Raw genomic sequence first — 23649 nt, 5'->3', positions numbered from 1 at the left:
AAATAAACCGCAAGTAGGTGAGTATTTACATCCTGTTGAATTATAAAATAAAATTCGCAATCATTTTGCTGATTTTTGTGCTTCCTGTGCAAAAATCTTTCAAAAAGATAATTTCCCTTATTAATCAAATGCTGAACTGGAAAAAATCACGATCGCAAATTCTGCTCATGTATGCGCTATTGGGAGCGATCGCACTGGTGATGCTCTTTCCTTTACTATGGCTAATTAGCACAGGCTTGAAATCGCCTACGGAAAATATTTTTCAGTCGCCGCCACAGTTGTTGCCCAATCAACCAACACTAAATAACTTCTTTAGTGTATGGAACTCCCTACCTTTTGGACAATACCTGTATAACAGTACTTTGGTGTCAGTGCTGACTGTGGGCTTAAATCTACTGTTTTGCGCTTTAGCTGCCTATCCGTTGGCAAGATTGTCGTTTGTAGGGCGAGACTGGATTTTTGTAGCGATCGTCTCCACGATTATGATTCCCTTCCAAATCGTGATGATTCCCCTTTATATTTTGACAGTTCACTTGGGTTTGATAAATACTTATTTAGGGATGATTTTTCCGAGTTTAGCTTCTGCTTTTGGAATTTTTCTGTTGCGCCAAGCTTTCATGAGTGTCCCCAAAGAGATAGAAGAAGCTGCCCGGATGGATGGCAGTTCGGAGTTAGGTTTGTGGTGGTATGTGATGTTACCAGCAGTTCGCCCAGCACTGGTAACTTTAGCTATTTTCGTATTCATTGGTGCTTGGAGTGACTTTTTGTGGCCTTTAATTGTCATCCAAGACGAAAATTTATATACTCTTCCCTTGGGAGTTGCGAAGCTAGCAGGGACATTTTCCCTTGACTGGCGGTTAGTAGCTGCTGGCTCAGTGATTGCGATCGCCCCAGTATTATTACTATTTTTGTTTTTACAACGTTACATTGTATCCACGGAAACTGGTAGCGGCATCAAAGGTTAAAAATCTCTCTCCCCATGCCCCAATTCAATAAGCACCAGTCTTTTTCAATACTACCCAGATAGTTTTAACAATCAGACTCAGGTCATAAGTTACAGACCACTTGCGTTGATAATCTATATCCATCTTGACAATGGTTTCAAAGTCTGTAATGCTGGAACGTCCATTAGCCTGCCATTCTCCGGTAATGCCTGGTTTGACTAGCAATCTGTCCCAGTGGTGTGGATCGTAATGCGTGACTTCATCAAGAGTAGGTGGACGAGTACCAACCAAACTCATGTCCCCTAATAAAACATTCCAAAATTGAGGTAATTCGTCCAAGCTAGTACGTCGCAAAAATTTACCCACACGAGTAATGCGAGGATCGTCAATAGATTTAAAGATGTGACCTTTGGCTTGGTTTTCAACCAAATGCTTGAGTTTATCGGCATCGACGATCATAGAACGAAATTTCCACATGCGGAAAGTTTTTCCGTTCAAACCACATCGGATTTGCGAATAAAATATTGGACTTGGCTCATGAATAAAGGTAGCAATTGCTACAGGAATTGCTACCATAAATGTAATTATCAGCCCCACAATAGCTCCAACAATGTCAATTAATCGTTTTCTGGCACTTAAAGTTGACGGGTGTGAAGGCTGTTGCAAACAATTAACTGAATAAAGATAAAGATTATTCACAAGAGCTAACTTATTTTATAACAGGAATTTTTGTATTAGTAGTATAAACATGGACATGATTTTTAGGCGATTTTTGTTGCTTTTGTTGCTACTACCGAGTGTTAACATACACAAAATTGAAACAATAGAAAAACTAAAAACTCAAAATTTACAGAATCTTTCAATTAAGGTGGCAGATTATAAATTTACTTAATTTTCTATATCAAATAGAAAAGATATATGGTATATATCCAAAAAATTACTGTCCTGAACTACTAGTGGTGCTTTACAAAATTCCAAATGCTTATGAGGTAAGCATTTGGAATTTTGAGTAATATCCTTATTTCTAGCCTGCTGTACTAGTCTTAATGATGAACCTCTAAGGCAAAATTCACCGTATATGGTTCCTCCAATGATTGCTGATTACTAGCCTTGATCGCATCTAGATAACGACGCAAAGACAACAGTTGTTGGGAATTGGGACGATAAGTGAGACTCCCTTGTTTCTCAAAAAGTGGTGCTGTGGCGATCGCCTGATAGTCAGGATTTTCTTGCGAACTCTGGGTGAGCCAAGTTGAATCTGTAACTGAAGGTATCAAACCCGAAGGCAGTTCACCTTCCAAAAAAGCTAGCAGGCGTTGCTGACAAGTGCGAGTATTGATCCCACGACCCTCAAATAACTGGATAACTTCACCGAAAGATAAGGGTCGATCTGGTAGCAGCCGCAGCAATTCTGTAAACAGGAAATAATCAGTGTATTGTTGCCTGGGTATATCTAATATCTGGGGATGTAGAGGCAGCATCGCCAAACCATAAGCAACCCGACTACAATTGGGAGCACCGTTTTCGCCGAGATATAAATCTTGAATAATCTTAGCGTTGGGGAGTTTTTGCCGTAGCCAGCGGTTCACCGTCCCGATACAAGCCACCCCACCAGTCAGGATAGCTTGATTAATTGCTTCTGTAGGGATGCCACGAGCTACTAATAACTTGTTGAATTCTCGGTTCAGGCGGCGCACAAAGGGGATAAATACCTGGCTTTCTAAGTCTCGTCGCTGCAAAATCCACCGCTGATCGGCCAATTCTAGGGTAAAAGAGTCTTGGTGTTGCAAAATCAGCTTTAAGGCTAGTGCCGCATCTAATACCGCCTGTCCCAGCAGAGAACTTTCTAGACGCTGCTGGAGGCTAATTCGAGCGGTGATATCTGGTTCTCCGACTCTGGGTAGTTCTAATTCTTCCAACCCTAAAGTCTGCCAACGCATTTGGTCTAAACCGGGAATTGACGGTTGCCATTGCCAAGGATTAGTGGTGGTAGTCTTGCCATCGCTTTGTGTTTCTATGCGTGATTGCCGAGATAATGGTGGCAATAGTAGCTGGCAGATAATATCTTGTTCAATTCCCTTGCCAGCATAGGCAAAACTGTGGAGCATGAAATCATTGTATGTCAATTGCAACAATGTTTCTGGTATATCGACCAGCAACATTTCTGTGGCAGTTGTCCCAATGTTAATCACCAGGGTGTTGCCAACAATGGGATGTTCACTGGTTTTTGCCAGATGAGAACCCTGAGGTTCGCTTAATTTTACTTGCTCACCGTTAGCAGCATCGAGTTCTGGGAGTAGACTAGCGATCGCTTCTTCCACAAAAAAGACTTGCTGCGGATGTTGGATAAGTTTGCTAGTGAGCAAAGCTTCCCGCACGTTGAAGCGGTATTGTTCCGACCAGCTAGATGGACAGGTGCAAATGATACCAGCAATATTATTGATAATCTTCGGAAAATTTTGTTCGCTGATCCCAACAGCAGCAGCCATTAAACTAGGGGTAGTACAAGTTTTTTCGGATTTAAGGGTTAAGAGTAGTTTAGAGAGCGATCGCACAACCCAAATCAAAGGGCCTGCCGAAAATTCATTTAATTGCAAAACAGGTTCCCATTTCTGTCGTTCACTCTTGTAGGGAATGGCTACTTGTAAATAAGGCTTCAACTGCGCCGAGTAGAGATTATTTCTCGTCGGATCTGCTGTTGATCTCGGTGTTGCAGGAGTGGTAGCCGAGTGTTCAGGCACTTTATCTTGGGCAACAGCCGCAGGTGCTGTCTGTTCATGCGTTTCGATACTTTCATTTTCACCGTGGGGTACAGAAGCTGTAGGCAGATAAACCTCTGTTGGTAAACGAAACGATTGCTGAAAAGAAGTTGTTCCCGGCGGATTTTCTGCTGACCAGTAGATAGGATGTACAACAAAAGTCGAGCGATTTAATAATGCGGCAGAAATTCCTGTTGTACCCAAATCAATTCCTAAATACCAGACTGATTCTAGCACATTGAGCGAAACTTCTGGATTATTTATGGAGTTGGAAATTGAAGGTAAAGAACTTTCTTGAACAGGAGTTGTAACTTCCTTTTTTTCAGTTTCTACCAGGGGAACTGCCAAACTGGAAAAAGCAGTAGTTGAGGTATTTTCTGCTATTTGGAGATTTTCTGTTTGCGACTCAGGGGAAGTTGTGGGTATTACGTCTTGATTTTTACCAACCAGTTCCGGATAAATCACCAAGTTAGTAGCTGACTGCGGCTCAGAATTTAGCTGCCGATCAAAATTAGCCAAATCCTGATCTAATTGCTGCAACTGTTCTTTATCCAAGGAAATATCAGGTATGACTGGAGCCTGGTTTGACTCAACAGAAAGCAAGTTTTCCTGAGGTGAAGCAGCAATGTAGTTATCTGAAGACAGTTCTGGCTGATCATCGTTAATCAAGACTTCCGATGTGGCGATACCTTCTGGTGCGTCCGCTACGGGTAGCTTGCTTAAAAGTAGGGGTACGGTAGGCTTCTCTACGAGACGCTGCGCGTAGCTTGCTTCCCCGTAGGGGTATGCCAACCCAATTTCTGCTACTTCTGGAGTAACTGGTGCTGTAGTTGTGGCATTATCCACAGAGGATGACACTTCTAACAGTTGCTCCTCACTACTGCTATCAGGCAATAGGTCAGTCAGGGTATTAATTGTATCAAGACTAGCTGGTTGAGTACTGATTTGCACAGGCAAACTCTCTATTTGTGGTACAGAGTTGCTAAGAGGCGAGTCTAAGTCAGTATCCTCTTCAAAAAATAGTTCTTCTTGTGGCTCTGATGATGAATCTGTGGTTTCTACTAAAGTCTCTTGGGTTGAAAGACCCGTATCTGGTGTCAGAACTGCAGAATCCACGGTTAGAGGCACAGGTGGAACCTCAGCGATGTTCAATGGTGATCGGGAGGCTGAGGAAGCAGATAAGTCATTTGTGGCAACATTGAGGCTTGGATTATTAAGATTACCAGTACCAAACAAACTGGCGTAAAGTTGGTCTACTTCATCACCAATTAACGCAGAAATATCTTGCGGTAATTCAGTCGGGGTTTCAGAAGATTGAGACGAGTCTAAACCAAGCTGCAACAGCGCTGCATCAAGATTCTCTGTAAGGGTAGTCTCCTGTGGCTCAGAATTAATTGTGAGTGAAGATGTAGTTTCTGGCTGTATAAGCTCCAAGGGTTGGGGTGCAACTTCAGCTGCGATCTTGGCTGGGTCAGCTAATGATGGTGGTGAAGGTAGTGTTTCAGATTCTACCCCCTGGAAAGATGACTGGGAACTAGTGGATTGTTGTTGCAAATGCTGGGTCAAATTGTTGAGAAAACTAGCCATCAGCTGTTCGCCTTGCATCCCCTTGCTATGCATTCTTGCCAGTGCTTGCGACAAGGATTCGTAATAAGTATTAATGTTGCCTTGTAGCGCCTCAAAGACTACATTCACAGTCCCATCTAGTGATAATAGGCGTTGATCTAACTCCCTAGCCAGCTGGGTTAAGCGCTCCACACTGTCTGGGGATTCTAATAAAGGTTGAGTTGCAGAGGTTGGGTGATTAATTCCTCCTGAAGAACTGGCGGAATTTTCCCCTGTCTGTGCTATCAGTGGCGTTAAAGTTGGCACAAGACGACTCATGAGTACCTGTAAAAACTCGGTAATCATTTGCTCCTGGTTTGTCAACTGCTGCGCTAGGGAGTAGTTTTGCAAACGCTTTTGTTCTAGCTGGCGAATTTCCTGTATGAGGGTGGCTCGCTCTTGCAAGAGCAATTCTAATTCTGATCGCAATGGCTGAATCAATCTCGAAAATTCATTTTTTAATTGTCCTGCCTCAACAGTACTCTGTTCCTGACTGGATTCGAGCTGCGGTAGTGGATACTGGTTATGATCACGATCAATAAATTTTGTTAACAAAGGCGATGGCTCCGCCAATGTCCGCCGTTGGATGCCCAAAGGGCTGTAGGGCGAACGCGGTTCTTCACAAGACTGATTTGGAATGCCGCTCTTTAATGCTTCTTTTTCTTGTAACCTCACCAAGAAGTCGCGAATTCGTTCTAAAACTTCTTTAGGCTCTTGCGCCTGACCAGACAGAAATCTAGACAGGCGCTTGCCACCGCTGGCAAGTAAGTTCTCAATGTCTGCGATCAGCTTTTGAATTTCATCTGCACTGGAAGTCACTTTTTTTACCTTACTTATAAATGTATGTCAACTAATGTGATAAGTACTTTACAATCACCGTACCCCCACTCTTAAGCAAGCTAGGCGCAGCGTCGACCATAGGAAAAGTTTTGAATGGCAAAAGCCACTGCTTGGACTTGTGACTGTCATTATGTTATGGATTACTGGGAGTCGTGGCAATCTTCAGTCAGCATTTGTTTAACTATTTCGCGCCCTCGTCCGCCACGCTCATTTAGTACTCCAAATCAGTGTATGGTGGATGTCACGAAGCTTAGTTTTGCAGCTCATTGGTTCTCTATTTTTGAAAATCGCTAAAATACCTGAGCAATAATTTACTCCCTTTAGTATCATTGATGTAGTTTGCTTATATTCTTAACTAATCAAGTTTGCAGTACAGCTAGCCCCTAAGCAATACTTCCGCAGGCTATAAACTACTTTTTGGAAAACTTTTACCCCGTTTAAACTTATAGGTAAAGATGGTTTAGAAAAACGTTCTTGTCGCTTTCTTATGTAGCATAGTTTAGTTTTCTCTTTGAAAGGGAGCTGTGCTTTGATGTCTGAGGCTGAAAATCGCGCTCTTGTTTGTTGTGTGTATATAGCAGCTTGAATAAAAATGTCTAATGGAAGACCGATATAGCTTGCAAGCACAGGCTAATCCCTGGATGATTACCTCAGCTCCCTTTTTTCAAGGGTTGCCAGAAACTGCTGTAGAATCAGCTCTCATCCATCTTGTCACCCGCACTCATCCAGCCAATCAGGTGATTCTGCTGGAAAATGACTGGGGCGGTTCTGTGTATTTTATTTTAGACGGATGGGTAAAAATTCGCACCTACAATTTAGAAGGAAAAGAGGTAACGCTGAATATTCTTGGCAAAGGGGAATTGTTTGGTGAAATGGCGGCGCTAGATGAAGTACCTCGATCCACAGATGTGATTACTTTAGCGCCGACGGTAATTGGCAGTATGCCTGCTCAAGATTTTGTCAAGTTACTTCAGATAGAACCCTTGGCGGGAGTTCGATTGGCCCAACTAATGGCACGACGTTTGCGGCAAGTCAATCGGCGATTGCGGTTGCGAGAATCTGATAGCCAGTCACGGGTGGCAGATACGTTGCTATTTTTGGCAGAAGGACAGGGAAAAAAAGGGCAAACAGGAACCGAAATCCCCAATTTACCTCATCGGGAATTGAGTAGTTTGAGCGGACTGGCGCGGGAAACTGTGACACGAGTGTTGACAAGGTTAGAAAAAAAAGGCTTGATTAAACGGGATCAAGACACTATTTGTATTCCCGATTTGTCAGCCTTAGAAAGAATGATAGTTTAAGAACTTGTCAGATATGAGTATTTTAGATTCTCTGCCAGATGAGCCGCAGGAAGATCCATCCTCCCCAACTCCCCACAATCATTGGTTAGACAAAGAACAGCAGTTAATGCCTCCTCAACTCAAGGCTGATGCGCCCTTGAGGATGGTGGAAACGGCATTTTTAGCCAGTACCGCTAGCTTGATTTGGTTTATTAATTTCTACTTTCCCTTGGGCCCAGTTTTGCGGATATTTTTTCCGGTGCCGATCGCTCTAGTTTATCTGCGTTGGGGCAAACGTGCAGCATGGATGTCAGCACTCACATCCGGGTTACTGCTGACGGTACTGATGGGGCCAGCCCGCAGTTTACTGTTTGTCATGCCCTATGGGTTCATGGGCGTGCTTTTAGGAGCGACGTGGTATCGTCGTCGTGTTCCCTGGATTGTTTCTATCATCTTGGGTACGCTGTTGGGTACTTTGGGAGTTTTTTTTCGGCTGTGGTTGCTGTCTGTGTTGTCGGGTGAAGACCTGTGGATTTATTTGATTACTCAGGTGACTGAGTTCATTGAGTGGGTATTTTTGAAGCTAAGTTTGTTGGTTAGTCCCAGTATGTTTTTGATTCAAGTGGGAGCGATCGCTTTAATTGTACTCAACAACTTTATCTACCTTTTTGTGGTACACCTGGCAGCATGGTTGCTTTTTGACCGCCTGGGCAACCCCATTCCCCGTCCACCACACTGGGTGCAAGTTCTCATGGATTATGAAGGATAGTTATTAGTCATTAGTCATTAGTCATTGGTCATTGGTTAAATGATGAGTTTTAACTAATAACCAATGCCCCATGCCCAATTCCCCATGTCCAATTCCCAAATTCGTATTTATACCCAAAAAGAACAGGGTGAAGAATGGCTGCGACGGTATCGTGGTTGTCTACCCGTATTTGCTTGTGTTTTAGGATTTACTGAAACTGGTTTAATTCCAGGCATTTCAGCGGCCGGTAGCACTCCAGAGGATCGGAAATATACTGCTTGTGCCGATGCCGAGTTTTTGTATTACGGCCCAGAGCATAAAGCCCAATATCCCTTACCACCATTAACGGCTGGGGCTTCGCCTGTGCTGATTTCTCGCGCTGTCTTTGAGTCACTAAAGATACCAGTTCATTTGTTTAATGCTGGTTTACCCCAGCCTCCTGCTGTGCCAGTAATTGATTTGGGTGGCGCTCCTGCTAAGTGTTTAAGTGGAGGTGTTGCTATGGAAATCATAAGGGTACACCACTTATTTGAACAAGGGCTACTTTGGGGAGAACGCCTTGCTGCCAATATTCAACAGGGGTATTTGATTGTCGGTGAGTGTGTGGTCGGAGGTACTACAACTGCTCTGGCAATCTTAACTGGTTTGGGTATACATGCTGCCGGAAAAGTTAATAGTAGCCACCCTGTTTGTAACCATGTGCAAAAGTGGGCACTAGTGCAAGCTGGGCTGGAGAAGATGAGGGGGAGCAGGGGGCAGAGAGCAGGGGGTAGGGAGCAGGATGAGATATTCCAATTTCAAATCCAAAATTCTGTAGATCCCCTACAACTTGTCGCTGCCGTGGGCGATCCGATGCAGGTGGTGGTAGCTGGAATGGCGATCGCTGCTAGTCGTAGTTGTGGTGTAATGCTTGCTGGTGGGACACAAATGCTGGCGGTTTATGCGCTCATCAGTGCGATCGCTCAAGCTTACGCTTTATCATGGCGACCAGAAGCAGTAGTTGTAGGCACAACCCGCTGGGTGGCAGAAGATCCTACTGGGGCTACGGTTGATTTAGCCCTCAGCTTAGGAAAAGGCAGCTTAACTCAGAGTGGAGGAACCCCTCCTTTATTAGCAACTTATCTGAGTTTTGCTGATTCTCGTTATCCGCAACTGAGAGCTTATGAGCAAGGCTTTGTCAAAGAAGGTATGGGTGCTGGAGCAGCTTGTATAGCCGCCCATCTAGGCCAAGATTGGCAGCAACACCAACTTTTGGCAGCCATTGAAGCCCAACTTGAACGCCTAAGTACAGCATTTCATTAATTTGTAGCGAATTAAATTTGGCAAGACTCTGCGCCTTCACTGAAGTTATACGCGGAAGTTTCCTCGTAATAGCCTAGCGGTTGAGTAGGAGCAGGTTGCAAATCAATTTTTGCGAAAGCTGTCTGGCTTGTCATCAACCAATTTGATCACAAGATGCCAAAAACACTAATTGATAAAAACGCAGATTAATAAGAAAATTTTGGTTTTTGAACCATACAATACCCTAAAGACATCAGTCTTAGGGTTGTTTTTTTTTGTTTTATAGTGAGGTAAATACTAAAAGCCTATAGGTAGCTATATCACACTATTACGTAGATATATGCAATAATGTGCTTAAGTTTTTTATCAATTTGATAGCTGGATTAGTTGCTTATACTTAATATATGCCCATAAAGCCATCACTCAACATTGAACCTAAAGGCTTGCCTTGACTACCTCCAGCCATTTTTTTAATTCCTTGAACTCAGGTTAAATTTAATGAATTCTCTCTCTGAGTAATTGTTCTTCCAAGGCAGCAATACGATTGTAGGCTGCTGTTAATTGCGCTGTCAGTCGTTGTATTTGAATTTCTGGTGTTATGTTATCTCCACCTTGACGATGTATGTCTAGATAAATGCCATCTGTCAATACATCCTTGTGTTCCATTTCTGGATTTAAACTGATACGTCCTTTGAACTGGTAGCCTCCAGCTGCGCCATTTTCCTGATAATTATCCCTTGCTTGTGCATTCGCTAAAGAACACTCTGAGAAAGCTTGAGTGACTTTACCATCAAGATCCTCAATCACTTGGCAGAGGGCATCCAGTTTTTGTCTTAAATTCAGGATTTGCTTCTGTAATGGCTCCATTTAATATCCTCATCCGCACATTTTCTTTATGTTATTCAATTTACTCTCAATGTTAACTATACTTAGGGATTATTTAAGTATTGAGATTTTTGGTGGAAATCTGGGACTAAAATTATTATTTCTAAATACAAGTAAACATTTACTATAAGTACCACTAAAGAAATTTATTGAGAAAAATTAATTATTAGGCAGTATTTGCCGAAAAAATCGCTAATTTGAGTTAAATATTCAGATTTATCGGTATTACCAAGAAAAAATACAGAAAATTTTTTAACTACACTTTTTCAGCTAGTCAGCCTCTGGTGAATTTCTGCTTAATATTAGGTATAATCAAAAATCTCAAATCCAAAATCAATGGATCGACGGTCTTTTTTGCTAGGTACAAGTACATTGGCACTTTCACAACTGCTTTTTGGCTGTGGTGGAAACAACCAGACGCAATTAAAAGTACAGTTATTAAAAGGTTCTATACCTGGTCAGGTAGTTAATCAATTCCATAAGGGTTTGCAGCAACAGGTGCAGTTAAAGTTTGCTCCAGTCAAGCAGATACAGGATTTATTTCAGCAATTACAAAATTGGCAGCAGAAATCAAAAGCCACCGATGAGCAGGGATGGAGTCGCTTTATACCCTTTAGGCAAGGTCAAAAAACGGCTGATGTAGACCTAGTGACATTGGGAGATTACTGGCTAAAAGCAGCTATTGAGCAGAAATTGATTCAACCACTCCAAGAGGTACAGGGAAACCAATTAAAGCAGTGGTCTGCTTTGGATGAAAGGTGGAAGAAACTGGTAACGCGTAACGACCAAGGTAACTTGGACACTCAAGGGAAGGTCTGGGGTGCGCCTTACAGGTGGGGTAGCACGGTAATTGTTTATAACCGTGACAAGTTGCAAAAATTGGGATGGACGCCCAAAGATTGGAGTGATTTGTGGCGAGATGGAATGCAGCAACACATTTCCCTACTTAATCAACCACGAGAAGTTATTGGTCTGGTCTTAAAGAAGCTAGGAAAATCTTACAATATAGAGAATATTGACCAAGTACCAGACTTGGAAAAGGAATTACAGAGATTAAATCAACAGGTGAAGTTCTACAGTTCCAATAACTACTTGGAACCTCTAATTATGGGAGACACTTGGCTAGCCGTTGGTTGGTCAAGCGATGTATTGCCAGTTCTGGGACGTTATCCGCAACTTGGCGCAGTTATCCCCCAGTCAGGAACAGCAATCTGGGCAGACTTGTGGGTACGTCCGGCAGGTATTATTAAGAGTACTTTATCAGATCAATGGATTGATTTTTGTTGGCAACCAAGCACAGCTAAACAAATTTCGGTGCTGACCAAAAGTAATTCGCCAATTCCTACAAATATTATCGCTGACGATATCCAAGAACCATTATGGAGCCTGTTGCAGAGCGATCGCCAAGTTTTCGATAAAAGTGAATTTTTGCTTCCCTTACCCCCATCAGCAATAAAACAATACGAGTCTTTATTCGCCAAAATTAAAGCTTAATTAAGAATTGGGCATTGGGCATTGAGCATTTCCCATCTTCCTCATCTCCCCAATTCCTAACTCCTAACTCCTAACTATTTACTACAAAGAACGCTGTAACCCTATCTTGTTCTTAACAGTCGTTTGGATACTGCATAAAGCTGGACTTATACTAAAGTTGCAAGTGTAGGTTGCCAAAGGTTCTTTTTGATAATTAAATACCCGGACATTGTAACCAAAGTTCCGTGCAGCGCTACCCAAGCGATTTACGAAGTCGTAGCGCTCTACATACTCTAGTAAGCTCCAGATTTGCTGATTCACGATCAAGTCTACTCGTGCAGGTTCTTTTTCAGAAGCTGGATATGCTATCCAATTATCCAATAACTTTTTTTCAGAGTTTTGTTGTGCCCACCATAAACTGGGAACGGTTAATCGCGTTGGGTTAACGGTGTTAGCTGTGATCACATAGTCTTTTGGCTTGGTTAATAAGTCTAGTTCTAGAGGTGCATTAGAAGGCAATGGTATTGGGATTTGCGCTAGCGAGGGCGGGACTAGTAAAGTGGTGAGGCTAATGGTTAGTAGTAATGAAAATGATCTTTGGCGATGGCTGCGCCAACGCCCGCCGTAGGATGCCCAAAGGGCTGTAGGGCGAACGCACAATTTAGGTATATGCATAACTAATACTAATTCGTAATTAAGCCACAAGTCAAAATTCGCACAATCTAAAGTTTAATTGCAACGATGCGAATTCTTCGATAGTCTGCTATCCAAGTTCCCTGTTGATACAGTGTTGGCTTAAGATATTCCTCGACAACGCGAATTACTTGTATTTGTTGCTCACTAGAAAGTCCTGTTAAAAAACTGCTGGCGAACATCTGAATCCAGTTTGCCATACCTGCTTCTCCCTCTGCTAAAGGAGTTGGACGAGCAAAAAGCATAGCATGAATGACATCAAAGCCTTGCTGTTCTAGTAGGCTGGCGTACTCACCAATACTGGGGTAATACCAAGGATTTAAGGCTTGTGCTTCAGGGATACCAATGGACTTTAAAGCGCTGTATAAAGCTGTGGCGATCACCTCTATATTCCCTTTACCCCCAAATTCTGCCACAAAACGCCCTCCGGGTTTTAGGGCTTGATGTATGGAAGCGATCGCACTATCTGCTTGTTTCACCCAATGCAATACAGCATTGGAAAACACAGCATCCAATGGCTTATCTACTTGAAAGTTCCTAGCATCAGCAACATCAAAGCGGATATGAGGATAGTTTTGTCTTGCCTTTTCGATCATCGCGGATGCATAATCAACTCCCATAACTTGGGCACCAGCTTGGGCAATTTTTTCTGTGAGTTGTCCAGTCCCACAGCCAAGATCCAAAATGGATTCTCCTGGCTGAGGGTTTAGTAATTTCAGTAAGTCTTCGCCATACTTCCAGACAAAGGCGTGTTTATCTTCGTAAAGGGCAGTATTCCAATTATTGGATATAGAAATATTATGCATAACTGTAAAAGTACAGATTGTTGGCTTGCCAGTCATCAACCATGTGCTTCAGGTTGATGACTGCCTGATCATTACAGTAAAAAAGATTTTTAATTATGTCCAATATATATTTTCACCTTAACTAATATTTTAAAAATATGAGTTCAGGTAACACATGGAACTACGACACTTGCGCTACTTTGTCACCTTGGCAGAGGAACTGCACTTTGGACGGGCGGCGGAGCGATTGCACATTGCCCAACCTCCCCTAAGTCAACAAATTCGGCAGCTAGAGAGGGAATTGGGTTTTGAACTGTTTCACCGCACGAAACGAAATGTGCAGTTAACAGAAGCGGGGAAAGTGTTTCTGGGTGAAGTTCAGCAAATTATAAGGCAATTACAACAGGCAATCCAAGTCGGGCGACAAACCAGTCGGGGCGAAATTGGACAGTTGGTGGTCGGCTTTGTCAGTTCTGCGGCGTATAATATTTTGCCAATTATTCTGCGAACCTTTCGTAGTTACGTTCCTGGTGTGAGCATCGAGTTGCATGAACTGACTACAGATCAACAGTTAGAGTGGTTACGAGAAGGTCGAATGGATGTGGGATTCCTGCGTCCACCTGTTGAAGAAAATAGATTTATTTGCGAAACAATTTTTCAAGAGCCGTTGATGGTGGCACTACCTGAAGCACATTTGCTAACGAGTCAATCTGATATTTGTTTGACATCCCTTGCCAATGAAGCGTTTATTTTATTTCCCCGGATATTAGCACCAGGACTCTACGACTTAATCATCAGTCTGTGCCAGCAAGCAGGCTTTAGTCCCAAGGTTGCCCAAGAAGCTATCCAGATGCAAACTATTGTCAGCTTAGTAGCAGCCGAGATGGGCATTGCGATCGTGCCAGCATCTTTGCAAAATCTACAACGAACAGGGGTAGTTTATAAAAATCTTCAAGAAGATAGCCCAAAAGTTGCAAACGCGATGATTTGGCGAAAAAACGAGACATCTCGAACAGTGCAGAGGTTTCTGGAAATAGTTAGACAAGCTGCCCAGCAATGGTAGGTGTAACAGTTATCACCTAAATGTTGACACTCCCAATGGGCCACGAGTCACGCCTAGCTGATTTTGCAGCTTCAACTCGCGCCAGAGTTGGGAACCTGTAATCTCACCTTGCAGTAGTTGACGATAGCGATGTATTGTTTTAGTCACTTGGTCTGGGGTTTCATTTACAAACTCGATGCGAAAGTGACGTAATCCCATTTCTCTAAGACGCTGTACGTACTCGGCTCCGGTTTGAGCAGTGCTGTTAAATACAGTATTACGGCAACCGACATCTGCTTTGAGGACGTGTTCGCTGCCTACACGGTCTTTTAATTTCACTTCCTGCTTTTCACAAGGTCGTCCACAGTTAGTATAGTCTGTACCCGTTGAAAGAAAGGCACAAAAAACACAATGCTCCATGTGGAACATCGGTATATGTTGATGGATTGTCACCTCAAACCACTGGGGTGGACAACTGGTGAGCAGGTCTTGCAGTTGGGTAATATTCAGGTCATAGGATGCTGTCAACCTTTCTAAACCAAAGTGTTGCTGAAAGTAGTCTGCTGTTAAGGGATTAGCAACGTTGAGCGAAAAATCTCCAATACAACGGTCTTGAGCAAAGAATTGCAATTGGTCATAGTTCCGTATCAAATAGCCATCTGCTTCACAAGCACGTACTTGCTGCAAAATCCAATTTTCTCCAGGCTTGGTAATTCGGGGAGGTGCAACCCAGATAGTGGGGAGTGGGGAGTGGGTAGAGACGCAATTAATCTTGTCTGCTTTATTTTTTTGTTGCTGTTGGCGCACCATTTGCACCGCTTCTAGGTAGGCACGGGGGTCTTCAAATTCACAGTACAGGGTTTCAATACCAGCTTTGAGGGCAGCTTGGAGTTGCTTGAGGTTTCGTACTAAGACTATGAGTGAAGGAGATATAGCTTTAGCTTCCCGCAAGGTTGGAAATGAGGGAGATGAGGAGGGTAGTAGGTCTTGCAAAGAGACATTAGAACGTAATTGCCAGCGTTTGGGTTGACTCCGCAATTCTTCCAACTGCACGACAATTTCCCGCCGCATCCGGTTCAATTCACTGACGGGTAGCATAATAGCACCGCTGAGATGGTTGGTTAGCGTTCCCAAACAAAAAGGTGTGTTACCGAAACGACCGAATTGTTCTTGTAAACGGTCTGTCTCTAAAGGTTTGGTGTGCGCTTTAACCAGGGAAATTGCAGACTCTACTTGGACAATATTACCGAGTCGATCACGGGCGATCGCAATCAATGGCTGACCAACTTCTCCGTAAATTTCCATATCAATCGGACGTTGAAATTGGGGATTCTCGCCAGCAAAACTCTGACGTAGTTGCTTATCTAATTCTGGATCACTGGTTTTCCAAATGCGATCGCCTACATGCACTCGGCGCAAGTTTAAGTCATTTCGACCAAAGGTCAGTATGGTTTCTTTACCTTTAGGTACCACAGCATAAACCCGGCCGCCTTCTTCTTTTGCTTCTGGATGACCGCAGTCAAACACAATTCCATCCCCTGGTTTTACAGGCGCTTTCAGTTTGACTGTTACCTGTTCGTTGTGAATGCGGGTGACTTCACCTAGATAAACCCCACGTTTTTTACCAAAGCGAGCGTGAACTAGTTCCTGATTATTAATCCCGCCAAACCAACCCGTGTAGAGTCCGCGAGAAAATGCCATCTCTAGGTTGTAGTGTTCTTGATCTGACTGACCTCTCCCCCAACCCCTCTTTGAAACGGAGAGGGGAGCTTTTATTCTCCCTTCCCTACTAGGGAAGGGGGTTAGGGGGTTAGGTCTTTCCAATTCTGTCATCACTCGATCCAGGGCTTGCCGATAAACACGGGTGACATTAGCAACATATTCTGGAGCTTTTAGCCGACCTTCAATCTTCAGACAAGTTACTCCTGATTTCACCAAATCTGGCAGAACATCTAACCCTGCTAGGTCTTGAGGACTGAGTAAATATTTGCGATCGCCTAAATTCACAACTTCCCCATCAGCGATTAACTCGTAGGGCATCCGGCAAGCTTGAGCACATTCACCTCGGTTAGCAGAACGTCCGCCTAAAGCCTCGCTAGTCAAACACTGACCAGAATACGCCACGCACAAAGCACCGTGAACAAAGACCTCCAAGGGCAGCGAAGTTTCCTGTAGGGCAATCTGCTGCTGAATTTTATTGATTTCCTCAAGAGAACATTCACGCGCCAGAACCACCAATTGACAGCCGAGGGACTTGGCAAATTCCACCCCAGCGGCACTAGTGATCGTCATTTGGGTGGAAGCATGGATGGGAAAATCAGCGGAGAGGTGACGGATGAGACGGCATATACCTACATCCTGGACAATCACCGCATCCACACCTGCTGCAATAATTGTGCGGAGATATTGCTGCGCTTGTGCTAATTCTTTGGGAAATATTAGTGTATTGACGGTGACATAACCCTTTACGCCGCGACGGTGCAGAAATGTCATCAATTGGGGTAAGTCCGCCTCAGTAAAATTTTGTGCCCGCATTCTGGCGTTAAACCGATCCAAACCGAAGTAAATCGCATCTGCCCCGTTTTCCACAGCAGCTTTAGCACAGTCCCAATTACCTGCTGGTGCAAGTAGTTCAGGACGTTGAAGGGAGGGTTGGGAAAAAGAGCGATCGCTTTTCATCAGATTTAGGGAAGGTTAACTAGCACCATAGTGATTTTATCTAAGTTATTGGGGGATGGTGGGGAAAGGAAGGCGATCACTATCTCCTCCGTGGCGATTTAATTCCTCTTGAGAGAGAGTAAAAGCTGGATGTGATGCTCAAAATCAATCTTGTGTATACATTGTCTACTCAGAATAACTACGCTGTTAATTAAAAACTAAATACAGTATTTCATTAATTTGTAGCGAGTTAAATTAGCCAATACCCTGCATTGTTAATGCATTGGCTTGCACTGTTAATGCGTTGGCTTGCATTGTTAATGCGTCGGCTTGCATTGTTAATGCGTCGGCTTGCAATGCCAATGCATTCCCCTGCATTAAAAACGCTACACTTTTACACAAAACTGTACTAAGGTAAAGGCGGAAATTAACTATGTTAAAAGAATCTAAAAGTTTAGTGCTATCCGATCGTGACAGAGATTTGTTTATGTCAGTAATGCAAAATCCGCCAGAACTAAAAGGAAAACTTAAATCTACTATTCACAAATATAGACAGAAGTATGACAAGGGATTGAAGGCTGGTAAAACCTAGACGTGGAAGTTAGGCGATCATAGTCCTCATCTCTCCACAACGATTGCCTGTCTATCTTGCTCAATTAGTTAACAATATCTACCATTAATCCACATAAAGCTACAAAATTTGATGAATACTTTCTACAACCTGCTCAATAAAATCTACTGTATCACTAACCATTGATTCGTCTATATACCAGCGATTACCTATGTTGAGAGTAGGATCTATATCTGCTTCATGAGCAATTTTGTTTCTGCGATCCACAATTAAAGTAAGTTGTTGCTTAATATCTTTAGGAGGTTTACTCATTTTTATAGCAACCTCATCCCACAATTTTTTATCCGAAATTTGCCTAATTGCATCAGCTATTTTGTCAGGCTGCTGAAAGCTTTGATAACTTAGACGTTCTCGAATCTCGTCTTCTAACCATGAAGTATTATTTAATCTGTTCAAAATACTATTTGATATAGCTGGAATTAAACCAGAAATAGTATGAGACTGCTGTAAAAAGTTAGCTCCATAAACCTGCTGTATATCACTCTCTATCCAAGAGGCGATATCTATGGCTATTTTTCTATCCTCACGAGCGCTTCCCAACGAAATTTGAAAACGGGAAAAGGCTGATTGAGTGGTATTAGCTGAAGATACTGGTTCAGCACGTTGTCCTCGATGAATTTCCAGCATACCCAATGTGACAACCTCATGGATATAATAATCCAAGGCACTAACAGTTAGAACTAGTGCAGCTCGTAAAATGTCTGAAAGATCCAGAACAGCAGTAGCTTGAGCCTTAACAGAAGTATGAAGAGCAATCAGATCCCGAACACGCTGAATACTAATGCGAAATTGGTCAAGCGCTGATTGCATAGCTGGATGATAATGCAATAATTTTATCTGCTAAGTCAGAAAAAGTTGTTTTAAATTCCTTTTGTTTTGCTTGATTGTTCTCGCGTACTATACCAGTTTGTCTTAATTGTTCTGTTGTAAGGGCATAAACAGGTGTACTGTGTTCCTGTGATAGAGCAATTAAACTGTTAAAATTAGAAATTTTTGTCAGAGTACAACTATCATTCATACCCTGCTCTGTATAGAGTTTCTTTGGTAATGACAGATTATTTTGCTCTAATACTGGTACTAGTTTATGATTAACTGTATTCTCTATTTTTTCTATCCATGTTTGAAATGCTGCTGTTTCTTTACCCCTAATAATTCTATAGTTTTGAACTATAATTCCTAAAAATTTCAAGTTAAATTCTGGAAATGGATAAGCAGCTTCCTTTAATATAGGGTTTGCACTTGCCATTCTTGCCCAACCACACCATTTTGATAAAATTCTAGACAGAGAATCAATTGCCATTACAGAGAAAAAATCAGCCGTTGTAGGCACTAAAAAAAAGTCACTTGTCATCAGTAAATTCTGATTGATTGCTCCTAAACTTGGACTCATATCAATCAGAATATAGTCAGCATTAAATTTCTTAGCAGTTTTTTCTAAAAGATCAGAAATAGCACCTGGCAAGTTTTTGAGTGTCTGAATTGAGCCACTGAGTTCCTGCGCGATACCTAATGTTACTTCGTATTCAGCAAAGCCTACATGACCAGGTAATAAAAATAAACCTTCTTGTCCTTCTATCGGAATACAATCTACACCTTCAATAGCCCGTGGCTGTGACTCAAAAGCAGGAGCCAAGCCAGTTTTTATATTTGAATGTGTGTTGTAGATGTTTTCTATCCTTGCTTCGTCATCTTCAGTTTCTTCTTTTAGAGCTATTCCTGTTAGATTACATTGAGGATCGGTATCTACAAGGATAACTCTCTTACCCTTTGAAGCAAGCATCCAACCTAAGTTAAAAGTCGTTGTGGTCTTACTGACACCACCCTTGTGATTGAACAAAGCAATTTTGTGAACCATCTTATTTTGCTTTTGATACTTCTAAAATATTTTGAATACAGATATTATTTTAGAACCTGTATAATTTAAATATAGCTTCTAAAAAGCTTACAGAACAGCAAGTTATTTAACGCACCTTACCTCAATCCTTCAACATCAATACTTTCTCCTTCCGACTCAACAGGCTCAAACTTCACCTTGTTGTATAAATCCTGTAGAGAAATCTCAAATGGTACGGTTACAAGTGCGATCGCTTCATCTTCTTCATCATATTCACGAAGCGTCCATTGCTTTTTACCAGTTTTGGAAAATTGATCTACATGAATCCGAGTTTGGTCAATTAACAGATATTCTTGGAAAGTAGAAATAGTTCGGTAAGCCTGAAATTTATCTTCACGATCATACCCTTTGGTAGATTTTGATAAAACCTCAACAATGATTTGTGGGTTCAGAATTATATCCTTTCGGTTGTTAAAAAACTCTGGTTCACCTGCCAGAATCATCACATCTGGATAGGTGTAAGTTCGCTTTTGGGATATCCACAGGCGAACATCACCCATAAAAACTTCGTAATCTTGCTGTCGAAACACAAAATTTAAGGCAGCACTTAGATTTAGAGAGATTCTATTGTGATTTGCTGTTCCACCCGCCATAGGAATTATTTGCCCATCAATGTATTCACTTTTGTAGTCAGCAACTTCTTCTAGCTCTAAATATTCCTCTGGAGTATAATATCGCTTTTTTGTTATTTGCATAGTTTTATCGGGTAACAATGTTTAACAATACGGATCGTCTAGGCACTAAAGATATTTTATCCATGTTGACCGAACTGGTTAACAGGTTAGATAGAGGTTTTATGTGCTTTCTACAAGGTGAGCGATCGCTATCTAAAACAAACTCTACTATAGGAATCCGATTTTATTTCTAAAAATATACTGAGACTGAAAAGTCCGTTTTATCAGGGTTTTATCTGAAATTTTGTTCATAAATTAGATATGAGTCCTATAGCTTCTTTTCCTATTGATAACCGGCGGCTTGTAACAGAAACAACTTGGCATAACGTCCTCCTAGCTTTAACAATTCTTCGTGAGTTCCTTGTTCAATAACTTCCCCGTTTTCTATAACTACGATTTTGTCAGCCATCCGTACCGTCGAGAAGCGATGGGAAATCAAAAGTACCATTTGATTTTGAGTAATAGCCCGAAAATGATTGAAAATCTCAAACTCAGCTTGAGCATCTATTGCTGATGTTGGTTCATCCAACACCAAGATATCTGCTTGCGATCGCATAAAAGCACGAGACAGGGCAATTTTCTGCCACTGTCCCCCAGAAAGTTCCTGTCCTCCCTTAAACCAACGACCAAGCTGAGTCTGGAAGCTTTCGGGTAATTGGTCAATAAAAGATTGGGCCATGCCTTTTTGGGCAGCAGTTTGCCAACGGGTTTTGTTTTCGAGATGTTCTACATCGCCCACGCCAATATTCTCACCCACAGTGAACTGGTAGCGGACAAAGTTCTGAAAAATCACGCCAATGCGACGCTGCAACACATCCACATCCCATTCCTGCAAATCCAAGCCATCTAAAAAAATTCGCCCAGAGTCTGGGGTGTAGAGTCGGGTAAGTAGTTTGATTAAGGTAGTCTTACCGGAACCGTTTTCACCTACAATTGCCAGTTTCTCTCTGGGTTTCAAGTGTAGCGAAATATTTCTCAACGCTGGCTTGGAACTTCCTGGATAAGTAAATGATACGTTCTCAAAACGGATACCATCTTGGGAATTTAAACCAATGGTTGCCTTACCCCAGGACTTTGGTACTTCCTCTTCCAGGAAATCGTAGAGATTTGATAGATATAGGTTGTCTTCATACATCCCTCCAATAGAAGTAAGGGCATTGGAGAAAGTAGATTGTCCTTGGCGAAACACAGTCAGATACATTGTCATATCTCCCAAGGAAATCTTACCTAGCACTGTTTCCAGAACAATCCAAGCGTAAGCTAGGTAAAAAGCACCAGTACTGACTAAACTCAGGAGATACCCCCACAGTCCTCGCCGCAGAGTCAAATCGCGGTCTTCGCCATAGAGTTGCTCAAACAGGTTGCGGTAACGTTCTAGCAGCATCTCTCCTAGCTGGTAAAGTTTGACTTCTGTCACAAAATCTTCTCTTGCCAGCAAATTTTCTAAGTAGTTTTGTTGACGAGTTTCTGGCGCACGCCAACTAAATAAGCGAAAGCCTTCTCCTGCAAACTTCGTTTCTGCAATAAATACAGGCATAGCTGCCAAAACCAGTACTACCACCGCCCAAACTGAAAAATTTACTAGCAAAATACCGTAGGTGATTAGGGAAAGGGCACTTTGCACTAACCCAAAGGTGCGATTTACTAAGGAAAGGGGACGAACTGATGCTTCTCGTCGGGCATTGGTCAATTTGTCATAAAATTCTGAGTCTTCAAACTGCCTAAGATCCAGTGTCAGCGCCTTTTCTAAGATGAGTACATTCACCCGCTGACCCATTAGCGCCCGCAATAACGACTGACAAATGGTGATTCCTCGCTGACCGCCTGCTAGTAAAATTACAGCGATCGCTTCTAATCCTACATATAACAAAGGCTGAGAAATATTGACAAAACCATTGCTCTGTGAGCTAACTTGAGAGGCAAATACCACTGCATCAACAATTAACTTACCGAGGTAGGATATCGCTGCCGGTAAAAGACCAGCTATTAAAGTTAAACTAGCCAGAAGAATAGTCAGCGATCGGCTAGTAGTCCATACTAAGTTTACAGCCCGTCTACTGTAGCGGAAAACCGTCAGTGATTGGCGCAGGATATTTCTTTTTTTTTAATCTTCATCTTTCTTACCGCGAGATACCCCAGCTTGGACGGATCTTTTTAACTCTATTAAATCTTTATTAATTTTACAATTTTCTAAGAATGTTCGCTGAAAACCCCAAAGTCAAAACCTAAAAACTTTTTGGGATTTTTATGTTTCAGGGTGGTCACACCATTTCACAAAATAATTGATAAAAATCACTTCCCCTACCCCCTGCCTCTTGCTTAACCCCACAATCTCCTACCTGCTTTCCCATTTAATCTTTCATGAGCATCTTCCAATAAAGCTGGAATATCTAATTTTTCTGGACATTTGGGCAAACAGTCACCGCATTCTGTACAGCGATTGCCTTTCATTCCAGGGAACCAGTGACCGGCATTTTCAAACATTCCGTAACGATATTGTCCATAATCTTTCATGTCATATGCCACGGCAAGATTTCGTAATCGCAATACCTCTGGAATATTGATATTTGCTGGACAGGGTAAACAAGCATAACACTGACTACACTTATCAGTTTCCAAAGCAACTTTTTGGTGATTTTCTAATCGCTGGAAAGCAGAAATCTCTGCTGATGTTAACTCTCCATCATGGTCAACAATTCGTAAAGGTTCCATTAATTCATCTGGGTTTGCTGGGCCTATACTCAAAGTAGTAATACGTGGGTTAGTAAGTAAAAAACGATAATTTAGTTCTAAGGGTGAATACGGATAACACAGGTCTTTTAAAGTTTGGGGTGGCGTGTAAAGGCGTCCTCCCTTATCAGCAGGGGAAATAATGAAAACGCCCATGTCCTTCTCGGCAGCTAGTTGAATCGCTAGTGCGTGCCGTTGGAAAAAATAGTAATAATGCAGATAGACAAATTCAAAAAAGTCTGTATTGATTGCTGCCTGAATTAGCTCTAATGACCCGTGGGTGGAAAAACCAACGTGTCGCACTCGACCATCAGCGACAGCTTCCTCTACGGCTTGCATACAGCCATTTTTGGCTTGCACCCACTCCAAATGTTGCCAAGTGTTCAAACCATGAACCCCTAAGCAATCTAAATAATCTAGTTGTAATCGTTCTAGGGATTCGTTGATGCACCGACGCATAGTGTCAGCATCTGCTGTAGCTGAGATTTTGGTAGTGATGTAAAGCCTTGTTCGGGGTACTGACAACCCAGCTTTTAGCGCCCTACCAAGAAACTCCTCACTTTTGCCGTAACCTCTGGCGGTTTCTAAATGATTAATTCCTAGCGCTAAGGCTTGTTCGATGGTCTGGTGAGCATTTTCAAAAGAAGCCAAATAGCGCATTGTTCCCAAGGAAAAAACCGAGAGGCGCAGATTCGTTTTCCCAAAGCGTCGGTATTGCATCTTTAAC

General features: G+C 42.4%; 19 protein-coding genes. 7 read left to right on the top strand and 12 right to left on the bottom strand.

Going from position 1 to position 23649, the window contains the following annotated elements; translation table 11 throughout:
* The first annotated feature begins 128 nt into the window (after window positions 1-128).
* Window positions 129-965 (top strand): carbohydrate ABC transporter permease, encoded by an 837-nt coding sequence (locus tag V7L29_RS04740; protein ID WP_334734691.1) that lies wholly within the window; start codon window positions 129-131, stop codon window positions 963-965.
* Window positions 966-989: 24 nt separating this feature from the next.
* Here the strand turns inward: V7L29_RS04740 and V7L29_RS04735 are convergent, their stop codons facing one another.
* Both V7L29_RS04735 and V7L29_RS04730 read right to left on the bottom strand, forming a co-directional pair.
* Window positions 990-1643: a sugar transferase gene (locus V7L29_RS04735; protein ID WP_334690527.1), complete on the bottom strand. Its 654-nt coding sequence runs from the start codon at window positions 1641-1643 to the stop codon at window positions 990-992.
* Window positions 1644-1987: 344 nt separating this feature from the next.
* On the bottom strand, window positions 1988-6127 hold the full coding sequence (locus tag V7L29_RS04730; RefSeq protein ID WP_334734690.1) for a hypothetical protein: 4140 nt from the start codon (window positions 6125-6127) through the stop codon (window positions 1988-1990).
* Window positions 6128-6747: 620 nt separating this feature from the next.
* On the opposite strand from V7L29_RS04730, the gene V7L29_RS04725 reads away from it, so the two are divergent.
* The 3 genes from V7L29_RS04725 to cobT all read left to right on the top strand — a co-directional run bounded on the left by V7L29_RS04725 (window position 6748) and on the right by cobT (window position 9478).
* Window positions 6748-7449 (top strand): Crp/Fnr family transcriptional regulator, encoded by a 702-nt coding sequence (locus V7L29_RS04725; RefSeq protein ID WP_190890082.1) that lies wholly within the window; start codon window positions 6748-6750, stop codon window positions 7447-7449.
* 13 nt (window positions 7450-7462) lie between these two features.
* Window positions 7463-8197, top strand: coding sequence for a DUF2232 domain-containing protein (locus V7L29_RS04720; protein WP_334734689.1), 735 nt, complete (start codon window positions 7463-7465; stop codon window positions 8195-8197).
* An 84-nt stretch (window positions 8198-8281) separates the two neighbouring features.
* Window positions 8282-9478, top strand: a complete 1197-nt coding sequence (gene cobT, locus V7L29_RS04715) for a nicotinate mononucleotide-dependent phosphoribosyltransferase CobT (protein ID WP_334734714.1) — start codon at window positions 8282-8284, stop codon at window positions 9476-9478.
* A 474-nt stretch (window positions 9479-9952) separates the two neighbouring features.
* Here the strand turns inward: cobT and V7L29_RS04710 are convergent, their stop codons facing one another.
* Entirely contained in the window at window positions 9953-10324 is a 372-nt protein-coding gene (locus V7L29_RS04710; protein ID WP_334690524.1) for a hypothetical protein, read from the bottom strand.
* 354 nt (window positions 10325-10678) lie between these two features.
* Here V7L29_RS04710 and V7L29_RS04705 point away from each other — a divergent pair, with 354 nt between their 5' ends.
* Window positions 10679-11836: an extracellular solute-binding protein gene (locus tag V7L29_RS04705; protein ID WP_334690523.1), complete on the top strand. Its 1158-nt coding sequence runs from the start codon at window positions 10679-10681 to the stop codon at window positions 11834-11836.
* Between the two features lie 81 nt (window positions 11837-11917).
* Here V7L29_RS04705 and V7L29_RS04700 read toward each other — a convergent pair whose 3' ends face one another.
* Together V7L29_RS04700 and V7L29_RS04695 are read right to left on the bottom strand one after the other, a co-directional pair.
* Window positions 11918-12490, bottom strand: coding sequence for a hypothetical protein (locus V7L29_RS04700; RefSeq protein WP_334734688.1), 573 nt, complete (start codon window positions 12488-12490; stop codon window positions 11918-11920).
* Between the two features lie 47 nt (window positions 12491-12537).
* On the bottom strand, window positions 12538-13314 hold the full coding sequence (locus V7L29_RS04695) for a methyltransferase domain-containing protein (RefSeq protein WP_334734687.1): 777 nt from the start codon (window positions 13312-13314) through the stop codon (window positions 12538-12540).
* Between the two features lie 154 nt (window positions 13315-13468).
* Here V7L29_RS04695 and V7L29_RS04690 point away from each other — a divergent pair, with 154 nt between their 5' ends.
* A complete protein-coding gene (locus V7L29_RS04690) occupies window positions 13469-14356 on the top strand; it encodes a LysR family transcriptional regulator (protein WP_334734686.1) in 888 nt (295 codons plus the stop codon).
* 12 nt (window positions 14357-14368) lie between these two features.
* On the opposite strand, the gene V7L29_RS04685 is transcribed toward V7L29_RS04690, so the two are convergent.
* Window positions 14369-17014: a U32 family peptidase gene (locus tag V7L29_RS04685; RefSeq protein WP_334734685.1), complete on the bottom strand. Its 2646-nt coding sequence runs from the start codon at window positions 17012-17014 to the stop codon at window positions 14369-14371.
* A 234-nt stretch (window positions 17015-17248) separates the two neighbouring features.
* A complete protein-coding gene (locus V7L29_RS04680) occupies window positions 17249-17371 on the bottom strand; it encodes a hypothetical protein (RefSeq protein ID WP_334690519.1) in 123 nt (40 codons plus the stop codon).
* Between the two features lie 55 nt (window positions 17372-17426).
* Here V7L29_RS04680 and V7L29_RS04675 point away from each other — a divergent pair, with 55 nt between their 5' ends.
* Window positions 17427-17585 carry a hypothetical protein gene (locus tag V7L29_RS04675; RefSeq protein WP_334734684.1) on the top strand — a complete coding sequence of 53 codons (159 nt, stop codon included), beginning with the start codon at window positions 17427-17429 and terminating at the stop codon, window positions 17583-17585.
* A gap of 99 nt (window positions 17586-17684) precedes the next feature.
* Here the strand turns inward: V7L29_RS04675 and V7L29_RS04670 are convergent, their stop codons facing one another.
* The 5 genes from V7L29_RS04670 to V7L29_RS04650 all read right to left on the bottom strand — a co-directional run bounded on the left by V7L29_RS04670 (window position 17685) and on the right by V7L29_RS04650 (window position 23642).
* A complete protein-coding gene (locus tag V7L29_RS04670; RefSeq protein WP_334734683.1) occupies window positions 17685-18434 on the bottom strand; it encodes a HEPN domain-containing protein in 750 nt (249 codons plus the stop codon).
* Window positions 18418-19479: a ParA family protein gene (locus tag V7L29_RS04665; protein WP_334734682.1), complete on the bottom strand. Its 1062-nt coding sequence runs from the start codon at window positions 19477-19479 to the stop codon at window positions 18418-18420. The genes V7L29_RS04670 and V7L29_RS04665 overlap by 17 nt, the downstream gene beginning before the upstream one ends.
* A 116-nt stretch (window positions 19480-19595) precedes the next feature.
* Window positions 19596-20213, bottom strand: a complete 618-nt coding sequence (locus tag V7L29_RS04660; RefSeq protein WP_334734681.1) for a Uma2 family endonuclease — start codon at window positions 20211-20213, stop codon at window positions 19596-19598.
* Window positions 20214-20475: 262 nt separating this feature from the next.
* Window positions 20476-22284 carry an ABC transporter ATP-binding protein gene (locus V7L29_RS04655; RefSeq protein WP_334734713.1) on the bottom strand — a complete coding sequence of 603 codons (1809 nt, stop codon included), beginning with the start codon at window positions 22282-22284 and terminating at the stop codon, window positions 20476-20478.
* Window positions 22285-22511: 227 nt separating this feature from the next.
* Window positions 22512-23642, bottom strand: a complete 1131-nt coding sequence (locus V7L29_RS04650) for an aldo/keto reductase (RefSeq protein WP_334734680.1) — start codon at window positions 23640-23642, stop codon at window positions 22512-22514.
* Window positions 23643-23649 lie beyond the last annotated feature (7 nt).

It is taken from the genome of Nostoc sp. (assembly GCF_036916575.1).
Classification (GTDB): Bacteria; Cyanobacteriota; Cyanobacteriia; order Cyanobacteriales; family Nostocaceae; genus Nostoc.
This window is presented reverse-complemented; position numbering and strand designations above follow the sequence as displayed.

Excerpts from the sequence above, each read along its gene's own strand:
- V7L29_RS04740 (WP_334734691.1), top strand. The coding sequence starts at position 129 with ATGCTGAACTGGAAAAAATCACGATCGCAAATTCTGCTCATGTATGCG.
- V7L29_RS04725 (WP_190890082.1), top strand. The coding sequence starts at position 6,748 with ATGGAAGACCGATATAGCTTGCAAGCACAGGCTAATCCCTGGATGATT.
- V7L29_RS04720 (WP_334734689.1), top strand. The coding sequence starts at position 7,463 with ATGAGTATTTTAGATTCTCTGCCAGATGAGCCGCAGGAAGATCCATCC.
- cobT (WP_334734714.1), top strand. The coding sequence starts at position 8,282 with ATGTCCAATTCCCAAATTCGTATTTATACCCAAAAAGAACAGGGTGAA.
- V7L29_RS04710 (WP_334690524.1), bottom strand. The coding sequence starts at position 10,324 with ATGGAGCCATTACAGAAGCAAATCCTGAATTTAAGACAAAAACTGGAT.
- V7L29_RS04705 (WP_334690523.1), top strand. The coding sequence starts at position 10,679 with ATGGATCGACGGTCTTTTTTGCTAGGTACAAGTACATTGGCACTTTCA.
- V7L29_RS04700 (WP_334734688.1), bottom strand. The coding sequence starts at position 12,490 with ATGCATATACCTAAATTGTGCGTTCGCCCTACAGCCCTTTGGGCATCC.
- V7L29_RS04695 (WP_334734687.1), bottom strand. The coding sequence starts at position 13,314 with ATGCATAATATTTCTATATCCAATAATTGGAATACTGCCCTTTACGAA.
- V7L29_RS04690 (WP_334734686.1), top strand. The coding sequence starts at position 13,469 with ATGGAACTACGACACTTGCGCTACTTTGTCACCTTGGCAGAGGAACTG.
- V7L29_RS04685 (WP_334734685.1), bottom strand. The coding sequence starts at position 17,014 with ATGAAAAGCGATCGCTCTTTTTCCCAACCCTCCCTTCAACGTCCTGAA.
- V7L29_RS04680 (WP_334690519.1), bottom strand. The coding sequence starts at position 17,371 with ATGCAGGGGAATGCATTGGCATTGCAAGCCGACGCATTAACAATGCAA.
- V7L29_RS04675 (WP_334734684.1), top strand. The coding sequence starts at position 17,427 with ATGTTAAAAGAATCTAAAAGTTTAGTGCTATCCGATCGTGACAGAGAT.
- V7L29_RS04670 (WP_334734683.1), bottom strand. The coding sequence starts at position 18,434 with ATGCAATCAGCGCTTGACCAATTTCGCATTAGTATTCAGCGTGTTCGG.
- V7L29_RS04665 (WP_334734682.1), bottom strand. The coding sequence starts at position 19,479 with ATGGTTCACAAAATTGCTTTGTTCAATCACAAGGGTGGTGTCAGTAAG.
- V7L29_RS04660 (WP_334734681.1), bottom strand. The coding sequence starts at position 20,213 with ATGCAAATAACAAAAAAGCGATATTATACTCCAGAGGAATATTTAGAG.
- V7L29_RS04650 (WP_334734680.1), bottom strand. The coding sequence starts at position 23,642 with ATGCAATACCGACGCTTTGGGAAAACGAATCTGCGCCTCTCGGTTTTT.